Source organism: Bradyrhizobium sp. BLXBL-03 (assembly GCF_051853015.1).
GTDB classification, from domain to species: Bacteria; Pseudomonadota; Alphaproteobacteria; order Rhizobiales; family Xanthobacteraceae; genus Bradyrhizobium; species Bradyrhizobium manausense.
Genome location: NZ_CP182470.1, coordinates 4,124,482 through 4,139,178, shown reverse-complemented (window position 1 = coordinate 4,139,178; position 14,697 = coordinate 4,124,482). Strand labels below are relative to the sequence as shown.

Genomic DNA, 14,697 nt, shown 5'->3' with positions numbered 1-14,697 from the left:
AGACCACGCTCAGCCTACACTGTCAGGACGTGGACCAGACAGGGGGGCTTCTTGCCCCAATGTTCGTTGATGACGGCCCGGACGGCGCGTCGCACCGATTCCGCCAGCGCATCCGGATCCCGCCGGCGCGCCTTCGGCAGGCCCTCGACCGTGGACATCACGGCATCGAAAACCAGGTCGTCAAAAGTCTCGCCCGCCCTGTTCTTTTCGGGGATTCCGACCAGATCGACTTCGGGCTCGTCGGCAAGCTCGCCCTGCGCGGTCATGGCGATGGCGACGAAGGCGCAGCCGGAGAATGCCATGCGGCGGCGCTCGACCACGGCACGGGACTTGGAATCCTCGAGAATGGTGCCGTCCTTGTAGAGCCGGCCTGAAGGCACTTCGCCGACCACGCCCGGATCGCCCGGGCCGAGCTTGACGAGGTCGCCGTTGCGAATGACCAGCACGCGCGGCACGCCGGCGGCGCGCGCGAGCTTGGCGTGCTCGTTCAGGTGCAGGGCTTCGCCGTGGACGGGGATCAGGAGCTGCGGCTTTACCCAGGAGATCATGTCGCGCAGCTCATCGCGGCGCGGATGGCCGGAGACATGGACCAGATGGTCGCGGTCGGTGAGGACCTCGACGCCCTGCAGCACCAGATTGTTGATGATCGAGCCGACCGCCTTCTCGTTGCCCGGAATGGTGCGCGAGGAGAAGATCACGCTGTCGCCGCGATTGAGCGTGATCTCAGGGTGGTCGTCATTGGCGATGCGGGCGAGCGCCGCGCGGGGTTCGCCCTGGCTGCCGGTGCACAGCGCCAGCACCTTGTCCTGCGGCAGGTGGCCGTAGACCTCGGGCGAACGGAAATTCTGCACGCCGTCGAGATAGCCGGTCTCGCGCGCGACCTGCACCACGCGTTCCATGGCGCGGCCGACCACGACGACCTCGCGGTCAGCAGCTTTGGCCGCATCGGCGACGGCCTTGATGCGCGCGACGTTGGAGGCGAAGGTCGTGACCGCGACGCGACCCTTTGCTGATTTCACGAGATCGATGATGGTGCGGGCGACCTCGGCTTCCGACGGCGAGCGGCCGTCACGCACCGCGTTGGTGGAATCGCCGATAAGAGCGAGCACGCCCTCCTCGCCGAGCTCGCGCAGCCGCTTCTCGTCGGTCGGACGTCCCAAGGTCGGGGTCGGATCGATTTTCCAGTCGCCGGTGTGCAGCACCAATCCGGCCTCGGTGTGGATCGCCAGCGCATGCGCTTCCGGAATCGAATGAGCGACCGGGATGAACTCGACATTGAACGGGCCGACATCGATTCGCCCCCCCGACGGGACCACGGTGACCGGGATCACGGGCGCATTGCGCTCGGCGGCGCATTTGGCCTCGAACAGCGCTGCGCTGAATTGCGTCGCGTAGATCGGGCATTTCAGTTTCGGCCAGAGGTCGATGATGGCGCCGAAATGGTCCTCATGGGCGTGCGTCAGCACCAGGCCCATCAGATTCTTGCGTTCCTTCTCCAGGAAGCTGATGTCGGGCATGATCAAATCGATGCCGGGCAGATGCTCCTCGTCGCCGAAGGAGACGCCGAGATCGACCGCCAACCAGGAACGCTGGTGGCGGTTGCCAAGGCCATAGATCGACAGGTTCATGCCGATCTCGCCGACACCGCCGAGCGGCGCAAATACCAGTTCGTCGGGCCTCGCCATCACGCAGCTCCCACCGAACGGGCCGGGCCGAAGAACACTTCGCCCGCCGCCACGGGCACAAGGCGGCCCTCCGCGGTGCGGACGATCAGGCAGCCGGTTTCGTCGATCGTGTCGAAGATGCCTTCCAAGACCGTGGTTCCCGTATGGATCGCGATCGGCTCGCCCAGGCGGGCGGCGCGCTGCAGCCACAGCTTACGGATCTCGGCAAAGCCGCGGCCATTGTCCCAAATGCCGCGGAATTCGACCCAGGCGTCCGACAGCGCCGCGAACAGCTCTTCCGCGCTGATCTGGACGCCGAGGGCTGCGAGCGACACAGCGGGCGTCGGCATGCCTTCTGGCGCCGCCACGATGTTGGTGCCGATACCGACCACGATGGCGAGGCGATCGCCGACAGCTTCGGCCTCGAGGCCAATGCCGACCAGCTTCTTGCCGTCGGCGAGGACGTCGTTGGGCCATTTCAGGGCGTAGCGCGGCCTGCCCTCGCCGAGCCGTAGCGCGGCCTCGAGGCTGACCTTCTCCAAGGCGGCCTCCTCGGCCAGCCCGGCGGCGAAGCCGATCGTAGCAGCCACCGCAGGGGCGACGTCGAGGACTTCGAGGACAGTGGCGGCGAGATTACCTTTGGGCGCAATCCAGGGGCGCTGGCGGCGACCGCGGCCGGCGGTCTGCTCTGATGTGACGAACCAGATCGGGCCGCGTTCGCCGGCGCGGGCCGCTTCGATGGCGTCGGCATTGGTCGAGCCGGTCCGCTCAAGGACGGCGAGCTTGTAGCCCGCCGCGATCGCGCGAGGACCGAGCGCGAACCCCATCCTAAAACAGCGATTTTGCTGCGGCGGAGGCGACGCTCACCACCGGGCCCGCAAACAGGGCGAACAGCAGGTTGAACAGGCCCGCGACCGCCAGCACCGTCTTGACCTCGACCCTGACGGGATCAACCTGGCCGGCCGGCTCGTCGAAATACATCGTCTTGACGATGGCCAGATAGTAGTAGGCGCCCACGACGCTGGAGAGCACGCCGATCACGGCCAGCGTGAACAAATTCGCCTTGATGGCGGCGACGAAGACGTACCATTTGGCGAAGAAGCCGGCGAGCGGCGGAATGCCGGCCAGCGAGAACAGCAGCATCGCGAACATGAAGGCGAGCAGCGGGTTGGTGCGGGAGAGACCGGCGAAATCGCTGATCTGCTCGACGGCCTGGCCGTTGCGCTTCATGGCGAGGATGATCGAGAACGAGCCGAGCGTCATCGCGACATAGATCACGATGTACATCAAGACGCCCTGCGCGCCTTCGACGGTGCCGGAGGCGAGGCCGACCAGGGCAAAGCCCATATGGCCGATCGAGGAATAGGCCATCAGTCGCTTGATGTTGCTCTGGCCGATCGCGGCGAACGAGCCCAGCGCCATCGAGGCGATCGCCACGAACACCAGGATCTGCTGCCATTGCGAGACGATGCCGGGGAACGCCGTCAGCGTGACGCGGGTGAAGACCGCGAGCGCCGCGACCTTCGGCGCCGAGGCGAAGAAGGCGGTGACCGGCGTCGGCGCCCCCTCATACACGTCCGGCGTCCACATGTGGAACGGCACGGCCGAGACCTTGAAGCAGAGGCCGGCGAGCAGGAAGACCAGGCCGAACACCAGGCCGACATTCGCGGCGGTCGCCGCCGTTGCGATGCCGGCGAAGCTGACGGTGCCGGTGAATCCGTAGACCAGCGAGGCGCCATACAGCAGCATGCCCGATGACAGCGCGCCCAGCACGAAATACTTCAGGCCGGCCTCGGTGGACTTGGCGTTGTCGCGGTTCGAGGCCGCGACGACGTAGAGCGCGAGCGACATCAGCTCGAGGCCGAGATAGAGCGAGATCAGGTCGCCGGCCGAGATCAGCACCATCATGCCGAGCGTCGAGAGCAGCACCAGAATGGCGTATTCGAAGATGCGGCGCGACGCGTCAGCCAGGAACTCGGTCGACAGGATCAGCGTCACGGCCGAGCCGACCAGGGCCAGGATCTTCATGAAGCGGGCGAAGTCGTCGACGATGAAGCTGCCGCCGAACGTCACCTGCTTGCCCGCGGGCAGCGTGTATTCGAGCACGCCGACCAGGATCAGCAGCAGCACCGCGAGCGTCGTCACCGCGCCGGTGGTCCCCTGCCCGCGATAAGCGCCGAGCATCAGAAGCGCCATGGCGCCGATCGCGAGCACGATCTCGGGCAGCACCGGCGCCAGTTGATAACCTGCAGTCGTAATGCTCATGACGATATCCTGACCTGCCCGATCACTGGAGCAGTGCGGCGGCCTTCACGGCCGTCACAGCGGTGTTGTAGTTATTGACGAGTTGCTGAACCGAGGCGGCCGACATGTCGAGCACCGGCTTCGGATAGACGCCGAACAGGATCGTCAGCGCGATCAGCGGGAACAGGGTCACGCATTCGCGCAAGGTGAGATCCTTCATGCTCATCAGCGTCGGCTTGACCAGCGCCCCGAACACGACCTTGCGGTAGAGCCACAGCGCATAGCCAGCCGACAGGATCACGCCTGTCGTGGCGAAGAAGGCGGTCGGGATCGAGACCTTGAAGGTGCCGAGCAGCGTCATGAACTCGCCGACGAAGCCGGAGGTGCCGGGCAGACCGACATTGGCCATGGTGAAGACCATGAAGGTCAGCGCGTAGAGCGGCATCCGGTTGACGAGGCCGCCATAGGCCGCGATCTCGCGGGTGTGCAGGCGGTCGTAGACGACGCCGACGCAGAGGAACAGCGCGCCCGAGACGATGCCGTGCGAGATCATCTGGAACATGCCGCCGGCGACGCCCTGCATGGTGCCGGCGAAGATGCCCATGGTGACGAAGCCCATGTGCGCGACCGACGAGTATGCGATCAGCTTCTTCATGTCCTCCTGCATCAACGCCACCAGCGAGGTGTAGATGATGGCAATCACGGACAGGGTGAAGATCAGCGGCGCGAAGTCGTGCGAGGCCAGCGGGAACATCGGCAGCGAGAAGCGCAGGAAGCCGTAGCCGCCCATCTTCAGGAGGATCGCCGCGAGCACCACGGACCCCGCGGTCGGCGCCTCGACGTGCGCATCGGGAAGCCAGGTGTGCACCGGCCACATCGGCATCTTCACCGCGAAGGAGGCGAAGAAGGCGAGCCAGGCCCAGGTCTGCAACGACCGCGGCACGGCCGTGTGCATCAGGGTCGGGATGTCGGTGGTGCCGCCGTTCCAGTACAGCGCCATGATGGCGAGCAGCATCAGGACCGAGCCGAGCAGCGTGTAGAGGAAGAACTTGAACGACGCATAGACCCGGCGCGGACCGCCCCAGACGCCGATGATCAGGAACATCGGGATCAGGCCGCCCTCGAAGAACAGGTAGAACAGCACGAGATCGAGCGCCGAGAAGGTGCCGATCATCAGCGTTTCCAGGATCAGGAACGCCATCATGTATTCGCGGACGCGGTTCGAGATCGCCTTCCAGCTCGCGATGATGCAGAACGGCATGATCGCGGTGGTCAGGATCACCAGCGGCAGCGAGATGCCGTCGACGCCCATGTGATAGGTGATGCCGGTGGCGAGCCAGGCCGACTTCTCGACGAACTGGAAGTCGGCATTACCAGGGTCGAAGCGCATCACCAGGATCACCGACACCGCGAAGGTGATGATCGTGGTCCACAGCGCGATCCAGCGCGAATTGCTCCTGCTTGCCTCGTCGTCACCGCGGCTCAGGTAGACGATCAGCGCGCCGACCAGCGGCAGGAACGTCGTGACCGAAAGGATGGGCCAGGTTGTCATTTACTGGCCTCCAAAGCCGAACATGAACCAAGTGATCAGGCCGGCGGCGCCGATCAGCATGGCGAATGCATAGTGATAGAGATAGCCGGTCTGGATCTTGACGACGTTGCGGGTGACATCCAGCACGCGGGCGGAGACGCCGTCGGGGCCGAAGCCGTCGATGATGAAGCCGTCGCCCTTCTTCCAGAGCTGGTAGCCGATCCACTTCGCCGGACGGACGAAGATGAGATCGTAGAGCTCGTCGAAGTACCATTTGTTGAGCAGGAACTGGTACAGCATCGGCTGCGTGTTCGCGAGCTCGACCGGCAAATACGGTTTGCGGATGTAGAAGGTGTAGGACACCAGGAAGCCGCCGACCATCATCAGGAAGGGCAGCCAGCCGAGCAGAGGCGGCATGTGCTCCATATCCTCGAGGATATGCGGGTTCATCTTCACGGACTCGCGGAAGAACTCCTCCACGCCGTGCGGACTGGTGAACAGCTCCTTGAACGGAAAACCGGCCAGCACGGAGCCGACGGCGAGCACACCGATCGGGATCAGCATCCAGATCGGGCTTTCATGCGCGGCTTCGTAATGCTCCTGGTCGTGGGGTTCGCCGAAGAAGGTCTTGAACACCAGACGCCAGGAATAGAACGAGGTCAGGCCGGCGGCGACGATCGTCAGCAGGTAGGCGTAGGTCGAGAACGGGTTATGCGAGGCATAGGCGGCTTCGATGATCGCGTCCTTGGAGAAGTAGCCGGCGAACAGCGGGAAGCCGGTCAGCGCCAAGGTGCCGACGGTCATCACCGCGAACGTGTACGGGATCTTCTTCCAGAGGCCGCCCATGTTGCGGATGTCCTGCTCGTGGTGCATCGCGTAGATCACAGAGCCGGAGCCCAGGAACAGCAGCGCCTTGAAGAAGGCGTGCGTGAACAGATGGAACATGCCGACCGAATAGGCCCCCGCGCCCATCGCCACGAACATGTAGCCGAGCTGCGAACAGGTCGAGTAGGCGACGATGCGCTTGATGTCGTTCTGGACGAGACCGACGGTCGCGGCGAAGAACGCCGTGGTGGCGCCGAAGAACATCACGACGGCCTGCGCGTTCGGGGCGAGCTCGAACAGCGGCGAAAGCCGCGCCACCATGAAGACGCCGGCGGTGACCATGGTCGCAGCGTGGATCAGCGCCGACACGGGGGTCGGGCCTTCCATCGCGTCCGGCAACCAGGTGTGCAGCAGGAACTGCGCCGACTTGCCCATCGCGCCCATGAACAGCAGCACGCAGGTCAGCGTCAGCGCATCGACATTCCAGCCGAGGAAGTTGATGGTCTTGCCGGTGAGGCCGGGCGCGGCATGGAAGATGGTCTCGAAATCGGTCGAGCCGACCAGCGCGAAGATCGCGAAGATGCCGAGCGCGAAGCCGAAATCGCCGACGCGGTTGACCACGAAGGCCTTGATGGCGGCGGCGTTGGCCGACGGCTTCTGGTACCAGAAGCCGATCAGGAGGTAGCTCGCCAGGCCCACGCCTTCCCAACCGAAGAACAGCTGCACGAGGTTGTCGGCCGTCACCAGCATCAGCATGGCGAAGGTGAACAGCGAGAGGTAGCCGAAGAAGCGCGGCCGGTACGGATCCTCGTCCATGTAACCGATGGAATAGAGGTGCACGAGCGAGGACACCGTCGTCACCACCACCAGCATCACGGCGGTGAGCGTGTCGACGCGCAAGCTCCACCAGACTTCGAGCTCGCCGGAGAATATCCAGGGCAGGAGCTGGTAGCGGACGTCGTGGCCGTTGAAGCCGACATCCACCAGCGTCATCCAGGACAGCGCCGCCGAGACGAACAGCAGCGCCGTCGTGATCAGCTCGGCACCGCGCGAGCCGGCTGCGGCCGGCTCGGCCGGGCCGTGACCGTGGTCATCATGCCCGTCGCCGGGCTCGTGATGAGACTCGTGGATGACGGACGCATCCTCGTTGATCGTATCGGACGCATGGGCGTGCGCACCATGGCCGTGATCGCCGTGATGCTCGACCTCGTCGCCCGAGGGGTTGCGGCCGTGCGCGCCGACGAGCGAGATCAGGCCGGCCAGAATGGCGCCCAGCAGCGGCAGAAAAACGATTGCCTGAACCATTTGAGAGCTCAGCCCTTCATCAGATTGACGTCCTCAACCGCGATCGAGCCGCGGTTGCGGAAATAGACCACCAGGATGGCAAGGCCGATCGCGGCTTCGGCGGCAGCAACGGTCAAGACCAGCAGCGCGAAGACCTGACCGACGATGTCGCCGAGGAAGGTCGAGAATGCCACCAGGTTGATGTTGACCGAGAGCAGGATCAGCTCGATCGACATCAGGATGACGATGATGTTCTTGCGGTTCAGGAAGATGCCGAGGATGCCGAGCGTGAACAGGATCGCGCCGACCGCCAGATAATGTCCGAGCCCGATCGTCATTTCACCCACTCCGCCGCGTCGGCATCCGAGAGCCCCTGCCCCGGCGCCACCTGGCGCATCGCCATCGCCATGTCGGGCGTGCGTGCGTTCTGAACGTTGATGTCCTGCCGCTTCACGCTCGCCTTGTGGCGCAGTGTCAGCACGATGGCGCCGATCATGGCGACCAGCAGCACCATGCCCGCAAGCTGGAAGTAGTGGATGTACTTCGTATAGAGCACGAGGCCCAGCGCCTCGGTGTTCGAGACGTTGCTCGGGATCGGCGACGTGATGGTCTTGCTGACGGTCGGGTTGATGACCCAGGCGCCGACGGTCAAGAGCAGCTCGAACAGGAAGATGCCGCCGATCACGACGCCGACCGGCAGGTACTGGATGAAGCCTTCGCGCAGCTCGAGGAAGTCGACATCGAGCATCATGATCACGAACAGGAACAGCACCGCGACCGCGCCGACATAGACGACGATCAGCATCATGCCGAGGAATTCGGCGCCCATCAGCACGAACAGGCCGGAGGCGTTGACGAAGGCCAGGATCAGGTACAGCACGGAGTGCACGGGATTGCGCGAGACAATCACCATCACCGCCGAGGCGACGCAGACGGCTGCGAAGAGGTAGAAGAACAGCGCGGGAAGGATCATCGAGAAACTCCCGTCATTCCGGGGCGCGCGCCAGCGCGAGCCCGGAATCCAGAGGTTATGGCGCGAGATTCCGGGTTCGCGCTGCGCGCGCCCCGGAATGACGAGAGGGTGACGGGAAGGATCATGCCCTCACCTCACCGGTACGGCGCGTCGAGCTCGATCGCTTTCGCGATCTCGCGTTCCCAGCGGTCGCCGTTGGCGAGCAGCTTGGCCTTGTCATAGAACAGTTCCTCGCGGGTCTCGGTCGCGAACTCGAAGTTCGGACCTTCGACGATGGCGTCGACCGGACAGGCCTCCTGGCAGAGGCCGCAATAGATGCACTTCACCATGTCGATGTCGTAGCGCACGGTGCGGCGGGTGCCGTCGTTGCGGCGCGGGCCGGCCTCGATGGTGATGGCCTGCGCCGGGCAGACCGCTTCGCACAGCTTGCAGGCGATACAGCGCTCTTCGCCGTTCGGATAGCGGCGCAGCGCATGCTCGCCGCGGAAGCGCGGCGAGATCGGGCCCTTCTCGAACGGATAGTTCAGCGTCGGCTTCGGCTGGAAGAAATAGCGCATGGCGAGGAAGAACGCCGAGACGAATTCCGACAGCAGAAGCGAGCGCGCGGTGGCGTTGATGTTGATACCCATGACGGCCCTCACTTCGGCGCGATGCCGGCGAATTGCAGCACGCCCGCCACCACCACCACCATCACCAGCGAGAGCGGCAGGAACACCTTCCAGCCGAGGCGCATCAGTTGGTCGTAGCGGTAGCGCGGCACGATCGCCTTTGCCATCGCGAACAGGAAGAACATGAAGAACAGTTTCAGCGAGAACCAGATGATCCCCGGCACCCAGTTGAACGGCGGCAGGTCCACCGGGGGCAGCCAGCCTCCGAGGAAGAGGATCGTGGCCATCGCGCACATGGTGACGATCGCGACGTACTCGCCGAGCATGAACAAGAGATACGGCGTCGAGCCGTATTCGACCATGAAGCCGGCGACCAGCTCGGATTCGGCTTCGACGAGGTCGAAGGGCGGACGGTTGGTTTCCGCCAGCGCCGAGACGTAGAACACCACGAACATGGGGAACAGCGGCCAGACGTACCAGTTCAGGATGGTGAGCTGCGGCAGCCCGATCAGGCTGGCAAGGCCGCGGACATGCTGGGCCTCAACCACGGCCGACAGGTTCAGCGTGCCGGCGCAGAGCAGCACGGTGATGATGACGAAGCCGATCGAGACTTCGTAGGACACCATCTGCGCCGCCGAGCGCAGCGCGGCCAGGAACGGATACTTCGAGTTCGACGACCAGCCGGCCATGATGATGCCGTAGATCGACAGCGACGAGATCGCGAAGATGAAGAGGATGCCGACATTGATGTCGGAGATCACCCAGCCGAGATTGGTCGGGATCACCGCCCAGGCCGCCAGCGCGAGCACGCAGGACACCAAGGGCGCCAGCAGGAACACGCCCTTGTTGGCGCCTGACGGAATGATCGGCTCCTTCAGCACGAATTTGAGCAGGTCGGCGAAGGACTGGAACAGGCCCCAGGGCCCGACCACGTTCGGGCCGCGGCGGATCTGCACCGCCGCCCAGATCTTGCGGTCGGCCAGCAGAATGTAGGCGATCGCGATCAAGAGCACGACGAGCACCAGCACGCTCTCCGCGATCATGATGATCAGCGGCCAGAGGAAGCCGGTCCAGAATGCGCTTTCGAAGAATTCCATCAGCTCACTCCGCTGCGGTCAGCATCTGCCCGGAGGCAAGCCGCGAGCATTCCGCCATCACGGCGGACGCACGCGCGATTGGGTTGGTCAAATAGAAGTCCTCAATGACAGGCTTGAACGGCGCCTTCTCGGGCGAGCCGCCCCTCCCCGCCAGCTTCTTGATCTGGTCGGCGGAGCCGGCTTCGATCTGGTCGAGGCGGATCAGATGCGGCACGGCCTTGAAGATCGCCTGGCGCAGCGCGCTAAGAGAGTCATAGCCGAGCTTCTTGCCGAGCGCCTCCGAGAGCGCACGGACGATCGCCCAGTCCTCGCGGGCTTCGCCCGGCGGGAACGCGGCACGACCGGTCATCTGCACGCGACCTTCGGTGTTGACGTAGATCGCTGATTTCTCGGTGTAGGCGGCCGCCGGCAGGATCACGTCGGCGCGATGCGCGCCACGGTCGCCATGGGTGCCGATGTAGACGACGAAAGTGCCGTCCGGCGCCTTGATCTCGTCCGCGCCGAGCAGGAACAAGAGGTCCAGCGTGCCGAACGTCGTCATCTGCGCGGCGTTGAGCCCGCCCTGACCGGGGACGAAGCCGATGTCGAGCGCGCCGACCCGCGAGGCGGTCTCGTGCAGCACGCCGAAGCCGTTCCAGCCGTCCTTCACTGCGCCGACGTCGAGCGCGAGCTTGGCGGCGGCAGCCAGGATGGCAGCGCCGTCGTGGCGCGCGGCCGCGCCTGCGCCAACGAGAATGATCGGGTTCTTGGCGTTCTTCAGCACGTCCATGAAGGAATGCTTGCCGGCGGCGAGCTCACTGAGCGTCTCGGTGCCTGCGCCGAGATGGTCATAGTCATAGGTGAGATCGACCTTGGCGCCGATCACGCCGACCTTGAAGCCGCCGGCGCGCCAGCGCTTGCGGATGCGGGCGTTGAACACGGCCGCCTCCTTTCGCGGATTGGCGCCGATGATGAGCAGCGCATCCGCCTGCTCGACCCCTGCCAGCGTCGGGTTGAAGATGTAGGAGCCGCGGCCGAGCGCGGGACCGAAGGCGTCGCCACCCTGCACCGCCAGGTTGGCCGAGCCGAATTTGGCGAGCAGGTCTTTCAGCGCGAACATCTCTTCGACGCCGGCGAGATCGCCGGCGATCGCGCCGATGCGCTTGCCGTCGGTGCGCGCCGCCTTGGAGGCGATCGCCGCAAAGGCTTCCTGCCAGCTCGCCGCACGCAGCTTGCCGGCTTCGCGGATATAGGGCCGGTCGAGGCGCTGGGTGCGCAGACCGTCGACGATGTGGCGGGTCTTGTCGGAGATCCACTCTTCGTTCACGGCCTCGTTGATGCGCGGCAGCACGCGCATCACCTCACGGCCGCGGGTGTCGACGCGGATCGCCGAGCCCACGCCGTCCATGACGTCGATCGACTGGGTCTTGCCGAGTTCCCAGGGCCGCGCAGCGAAAGCATAGGGTTTCGAGGTCAGTGCGCCGACCGGGCAGATGTCGACGAGATTGCCTTGCAGCTCCGAGGTCAGCGCGTGCTCGAGATAAGTCGTGATCTCCATGTCCTCGCCGCGCCCCGTCGCGCCCATTTCGGGAGCGCCGGCGACTTCCGCCGAGAAGCGGACGCAGCGCGTGCACTGGATGCAGCGGTTCATCGAAGTCTTGACCAGCGCGCCGAGATACTTGTCCTCGACCGCGCGCTTGTTCTCGGCGAAGCGGCTGGTGTCGACACCGTAGCCCATCGCCTGGTCCTGCAGGTCGCACTCGCCGCCCTGGTCGCAGATCGGGCAGTCCAGCGGATGGTTGATCAGAAGGAATTCCATCACGCCTTCGCGTGCCTTCTTCACCATCGGCGAACGCGTCGAAATCTCCGGCGGCTCGCCCTTCGGGCCCGGACGGCAATCCCGCACGCCCCAGGCGCAGGATGCGACCGGTTTCGGGCCGCCCTTCACCTCGACGAGGCACATCCGGCAATTGCCGGCGATCGACAGGCGCTCGTGGTAGCAGAAGCGCGGAATCTCGGCGCCGGCCGCCTCGCACGCCTGAAGCAGCGTGTAATCGGCGGGGACATCGATCTCTTTGCCGTCGATGATGAGCTTGGTCATTGGCTCAATTCTCTCAATGCGATGCGTCGGTCAGCTCGAGGCGTCTCTCGATCCGGTCGACGCGAATCTCCAGCCGATCAAGTCTACGGTTCACTCCGGCCAAGCCCTCTTCCATCGCGGTTACGGGCACCTTTAGATCCTGCAGATCGTCTGCCATCCGCTCGGTTCGCTGATCGATCTTGCGCAGCAAGGCAAGCACGATGTTGTCGGGTTCGTCGGTCATTCTCTCTACTCCGCCGCGACCATGTTCACGGGATCGCGGACGCCGATGTCATCGACATCGGCCTTGTGCGAATACTGGTCGATGCGCGCTTCGATCTCGTGACGGAAATGCGTGATCAGGCCCTGGATCGGCCAGGCGGCCGCATCGCCGAGCGCGCAGATGGTGTGGCCCTCGATCTGTTTTGTCACCTCGAGCAGCATGTCGATTTCGCGCTTATGCGCACGGCCTTCAGCCATGCGGGTCAAGACGCGCCACATCCAGCCCGTGCCCTCGCGGCACGGCGTGCACTGGCCGCAGCTCTCATGCTTGTAGAAATAGGAGATGCGCGCGATGGCGCGGATCAAATCGGTCGACTTGTCCATCACGATCACGGCCGCGGTGCCGAGACCCGAGCGCAGCTTGCTCAGGCTGTCGAAATCCATCGGCGTGTCGATGATCTGCTCGGCTGGCACCATGCGCACCGACGAGCCGCCGGGGATCACGGCCTTGAGGTTGTCCCAGCCGCCGCGAACGCCGCCGCAATGCTTGTCGATCAGCTCACGGAACGGAATGCCCATGGCCTCTTCGACGTTGCAGGGCCGCTCGACATGGCCGGAGATGCAGAACAGCTTGGTGCCGACATTGTTCGGACGGCCGATGCCGGCGAACCAGGCCGCGCCGCGGCGCAGGATGTCCGGCGCAACGGCGATGGACTCGACGTTGTTGACGGTGGTCGGGCAGCCGAACAGGCCGACATTGGCCGGGAACGGCGGCTTCAGGCGCGGCTGGCCCTTCTTGCCTTCGAGGCTTTCGAGCAGCGCGGTCTCCTCGCCGCAGATATAGGCACCGGCGCCGTGCGCGACATAGAGGTCGAACGGCCAGCCGTTGACGTTGTCCTTGCCGATCAGCTTGGCCTCATAGGCCTGGTCGATCGCAGCCTGCAGGCGCTCGCGCTCGCGGATGAACTCGCCGCGGACATAGATGTAGCAGGCATGCGCGTTCATCGCGAAGCTCGCGATCAGGCAGCCCTCGACCAGGAGATGCGGATCGTGCCGCATGATCTCGCGGTCCTTGCAGGTGCCGGGCTCGGATTCGTCGGCGTTGACGACGAGATAGCTCGGACGGCCGTCGGTGGATTCCTTCGGCATGAAGGACCACTTCAGACCGGTCGGGAAGCCGGCGCCGCCACGGCCGCGCAGCCCCGAGGCCTTCATCTCGTTGATGATCCAGTCGCGGCCCTTGTCGATGATGTTCTTGGTGCCATCCCAGGCGCCGCGGCGCCGCGCGCCCTCGAGCCCCCAATCGTGGAGGCCGTAGAGGTTCTTGAAGATACGGTCCTTGTCCTCGAGCATATCAGTGCTTTCCGATCAACGGTTGGCCTGCTTGTAGGCAAGCCCGGCGGCGCAGACGGCGAAGGTCAGCGCCCAGAGCAGACTGGTTTCCTGCGTCGCGTTCATCACGAAGCGCTGCAGCAGGAACATGAAGGTGGCGGCGAGCGCGGCGTGGATGGCGATGAAGCCAACTTTCTTCACGGCTTCGCTCCCACGGTTCGCCTTGGACGGAAGACCCATCAGGAGGTCTCCTTCAGAGTGGTCGGCCCGCCCATCGGTGCGGAGAACTGGCGGCCGTTCTGCGGGCCGGGCTTGGGCGGGTTGCCCGAGGCAAAACCGTCGAGCACCTTGCCAAAGCTTTCCGCGGTCAGGTCCTCATAGGTGTCCTTGCCGATCAGCACCATCGGCGCGTTCACGCAGGCCCCGAGGCACTCCACCTCTTCCCAGCTGAAATTGCCGTCCTTGGAGAGGTGGAAGGGATCGTGATGGATCCGGCTCTCGCAGACATGGATCAGATCTTCGGCACCGCGCAGCCGGCACGGCGTGGTGCCGCAGACCTGGACGTGGGCCTTCTTGCCGACCGGTGCGAGCTGGAACATCGTATAGAAGGTCGCGACCTCGAGCACGCGGATATAGGGCATGTCGAGCAGGTCGGCGACGGCGCGGATCGCGGCTTCCGACACCCAGCCCTCGTGCTGTTCCTGGACGCGCCAGAGAATGGCGATGACGGCCGAGGCCTGGCGTCCGGCCGGATATTTCGCGATCTGCTGCTTGGCGAACGCGAGGTTCTCCTCCGTGAACGTAAAGCTCGCGGGCTGGACTTCCTTCGGTGCTAATCGGCGAACGGACATCTCTTAA

Annotated in this window: 14 protein-coding genes; all 14 read right to left on the bottom strand. The window is 64.8% G+C overall.

Annotation, left to right across the window (positions count from 1 at the left end; translation table 11 throughout):
* Window positions 1-14: 14 nt before the first annotated feature.
* A complete protein-coding gene (locus ACNJX9_RS19940; RefSeq protein WP_439409963.1) occupies window positions 15-1,685 on the bottom strand; it encodes a ribonuclease J in 1,671 nt (556 codons plus the stop codon).
* The gene (locus tag ACNJX9_RS19935; RefSeq protein ID WP_057756181.1) at window positions 1,685-2,491 is read right to left on the bottom strand and encodes a biotin--[acetyl-CoA-carboxylase] ligase; all 807 of its coding nucleotides are present in this window, start codon (window positions 2,489-2,491) and stop codon (window positions 1,685-1,687) included. Before ACNJX9_RS19935 ends, ACNJX9_RS19940 begins: the two co-directional genes overlap by 1 nt.
* Before the next feature lies 1 nt (window position 2,492).
* The gene (gene nuoN / locus ACNJX9_RS19930; protein WP_439409962.1) at window positions 2,493-3,929 is read right to left on the bottom strand and encodes an NADH-quinone oxidoreductase subunit NuoN; all 1,437 of its coding nucleotides are present in this window, start codon (window positions 3,927-3,929) and stop codon (window positions 2,493-2,495) included.
* A 22-nt stretch (window positions 3,930-3,951) separates the two neighbouring features.
* Window positions 3,952-5,460 (bottom strand): NADH-quinone oxidoreductase subunit M, encoded by a 1,509-nt coding sequence (locus ACNJX9_RS19925; RefSeq protein WP_057756185.1) that lies wholly within the window; start codon window positions 5,458-5,460, stop codon window positions 3,952-3,954.
* Window positions 5,461-7,569, bottom strand: a complete 2,109-nt coding sequence (gene nuoL, locus ACNJX9_RS19920) for an NADH-quinone oxidoreductase subunit L (RefSeq protein ID WP_057756188.1) — start codon at window positions 7,567-7,569, stop codon at window positions 5,461-5,463. It abuts the gene before it with no gap.
* 8 nt (window positions 7,570-7,577) lie between these two features.
* Window positions 7,578-7,886 carry an NADH-quinone oxidoreductase subunit NuoK gene (gene nuoK / locus ACNJX9_RS19915; protein WP_008547737.1) on the bottom strand — a complete coding sequence of 103 codons (309 nt, stop codon included), beginning with the start codon at window positions 7,884-7,886 and terminating at the stop codon, window positions 7,578-7,580.
* Window positions 7,883-8,521 carry an NADH-quinone oxidoreductase subunit J gene (locus ACNJX9_RS19910; RefSeq protein ID WP_057756191.1) on the bottom strand — a complete coding sequence of 213 codons (639 nt, stop codon included), beginning with the start codon at window positions 8,519-8,521 and terminating at the stop codon, window positions 7,883-7,885. Before ACNJX9_RS19910 ends, nuoK begins: the two co-directional genes overlap by 4 nt.
* 134 nt (window positions 8,522-8,655) lie before the next feature.
* Window positions 8,656-9,144: an NADH-quinone oxidoreductase subunit NuoI gene (nuoI, locus tag ACNJX9_RS19905; RefSeq protein ID WP_026232873.1), complete on the bottom strand. Its 489-nt coding sequence runs from the start codon at window positions 9,142-9,144 to the stop codon at window positions 8,656-8,658.
* Between the two features lie 14 nt (window positions 9,145-9,158).
* Complete coding sequence (gene nuoH, locus ACNJX9_RS19900) at window positions 9,159-10,226, bottom strand: NADH-quinone oxidoreductase subunit NuoH (RefSeq protein ID WP_220005638.1); 1,068 nt, start codon at window positions 10,224-10,226, stop codon at window positions 9,159-9,161.
* A 4-nt stretch (window positions 10,227-10,230) separates the two neighbouring features.
* On the bottom strand, window positions 10,231-12,306 hold the full coding sequence (gene nuoG / locus ACNJX9_RS19895; protein WP_439409961.1) for an NADH-quinone oxidoreductase subunit NuoG: 2,076 nt from the start codon (window positions 12,304-12,306) through the stop codon (window positions 10,231-10,233).
* Window positions 12,307-12,319: 13 nt separating this feature from the next.
* Window positions 12,320-12,529 carry a hypothetical protein gene (locus tag ACNJX9_RS19890; protein ID WP_439409960.1) on the bottom strand — a complete coding sequence of 70 codons (210 nt, stop codon included), beginning with the start codon at window positions 12,527-12,529 and terminating at the stop codon, window positions 12,320-12,322.
* 5 nt (window positions 12,530-12,534) lie between these two features.
* Complete coding sequence (gene nuoF / locus ACNJX9_RS19885; RefSeq protein WP_057756205.1) at window positions 12,535-13,860, bottom strand: NADH-quinone oxidoreductase subunit NuoF; 1,326 nt, start codon at window positions 13,858-13,860, stop codon at window positions 12,535-12,537.
* A 15-nt stretch (window positions 13,861-13,875) separates the two neighbouring features.
* Window positions 13,876-14,079, bottom strand: coding sequence for a hypothetical protein (locus tag ACNJX9_RS19880; protein WP_439409959.1), 204 nt, complete (start codon window positions 14,077-14,079; stop codon window positions 13,876-13,878).
* Window positions 14,079-14,690, bottom strand: coding sequence for an NADH-quinone oxidoreductase subunit NuoE (nuoE, locus tag ACNJX9_RS19875; RefSeq protein ID WP_212232502.1), 612 nt, complete (start codon window positions 14,688-14,690; stop codon window positions 14,079-14,081). Before nuoE ends, ACNJX9_RS19880 begins: the two co-directional genes overlap by 1 nt.
* Window positions 14,691-14,697 lie beyond the last annotated feature (7 nt).

Coding starts and splice junctions, on each gene's coding strand:
- ACNJX9_RS19890 (WP_439409960.1), bottom strand. CDS start 12,529: ATGACCGACGAACCCGACAACATCGTGCTTGCCTTGCTGCGCAAGATC.
- ACNJX9_RS19910 (WP_057756191.1), bottom strand. CDS start 8,521: ATGATCCTTCCCGCGCTGTTCTTCTACCTCTTCGCAGCCGTCTGCGTC.
- ACNJX9_RS19940 (WP_439409963.1), bottom strand. CDS start 1,685: ATGGCGAGGCCCGACGAACTGGTATTTGCGCCGCTCGGCGGTGTCGGC.
- nuoE (WP_212232502.1), bottom strand. CDS start 14,690: ATGTCCGTTCGCCGATTAGCACCGAAGGAAGTCCAGCCCGCGAGCTTT.
- nuoL (WP_057756188.1), bottom strand. CDS start 7,569: ATGGTTCAGGCAATCGTTTTTCTGCCGCTGCTGGGCGCCATTCTGGCC.
- nuoK (WP_008547737.1), bottom strand. CDS start 7,886: ATGACGATCGGGCTCGGACATTATCTGGCGGTCGGCGCGATCCTGTTC.
- nuoF (WP_057756205.1), bottom strand. CDS start 13,860: ATGCTCGAGGACAAGGACCGTATCTTCAAGAACCTCTACGGCCTCCAC.
- ACNJX9_RS19925 (WP_057756185.1), bottom strand. CDS start 5,460: ATGACAACCTGGCCCATCCTTTCGGTCACGACGTTCCTGCCGCTGGTC.
- nuoG (WP_439409961.1), bottom strand. CDS start 12,306: ATGACCAAGCTCATCATCGACGGCAAAGAGATCGATGTCCCCGCCGAT.
- nuoH (WP_220005638.1), bottom strand. CDS start 10,226: ATGGAATTCTTCGAAAGCGCATTCTGGACCGGCTTCCTCTGGCCGCTG.
- nuoN (WP_439409962.1), bottom strand. CDS start 3,929: ATGAGCATTACGACTGCAGGTTATCAACTGGCGCCGGTGCTGCCCGAG.
- ACNJX9_RS19880 (WP_439409959.1), bottom strand. CDS start 14,079: ATGGGTCTTCCGTCCAAGGCGAACCGTGGGAGCGAAGCCGTGAAGAAA.
- ACNJX9_RS19935 (WP_057756181.1), bottom strand. CDS start 2,491: ATGGGGTTCGCGCTCGGTCCTCGCGCGATCGCGGCGGGCTACAAGCTC.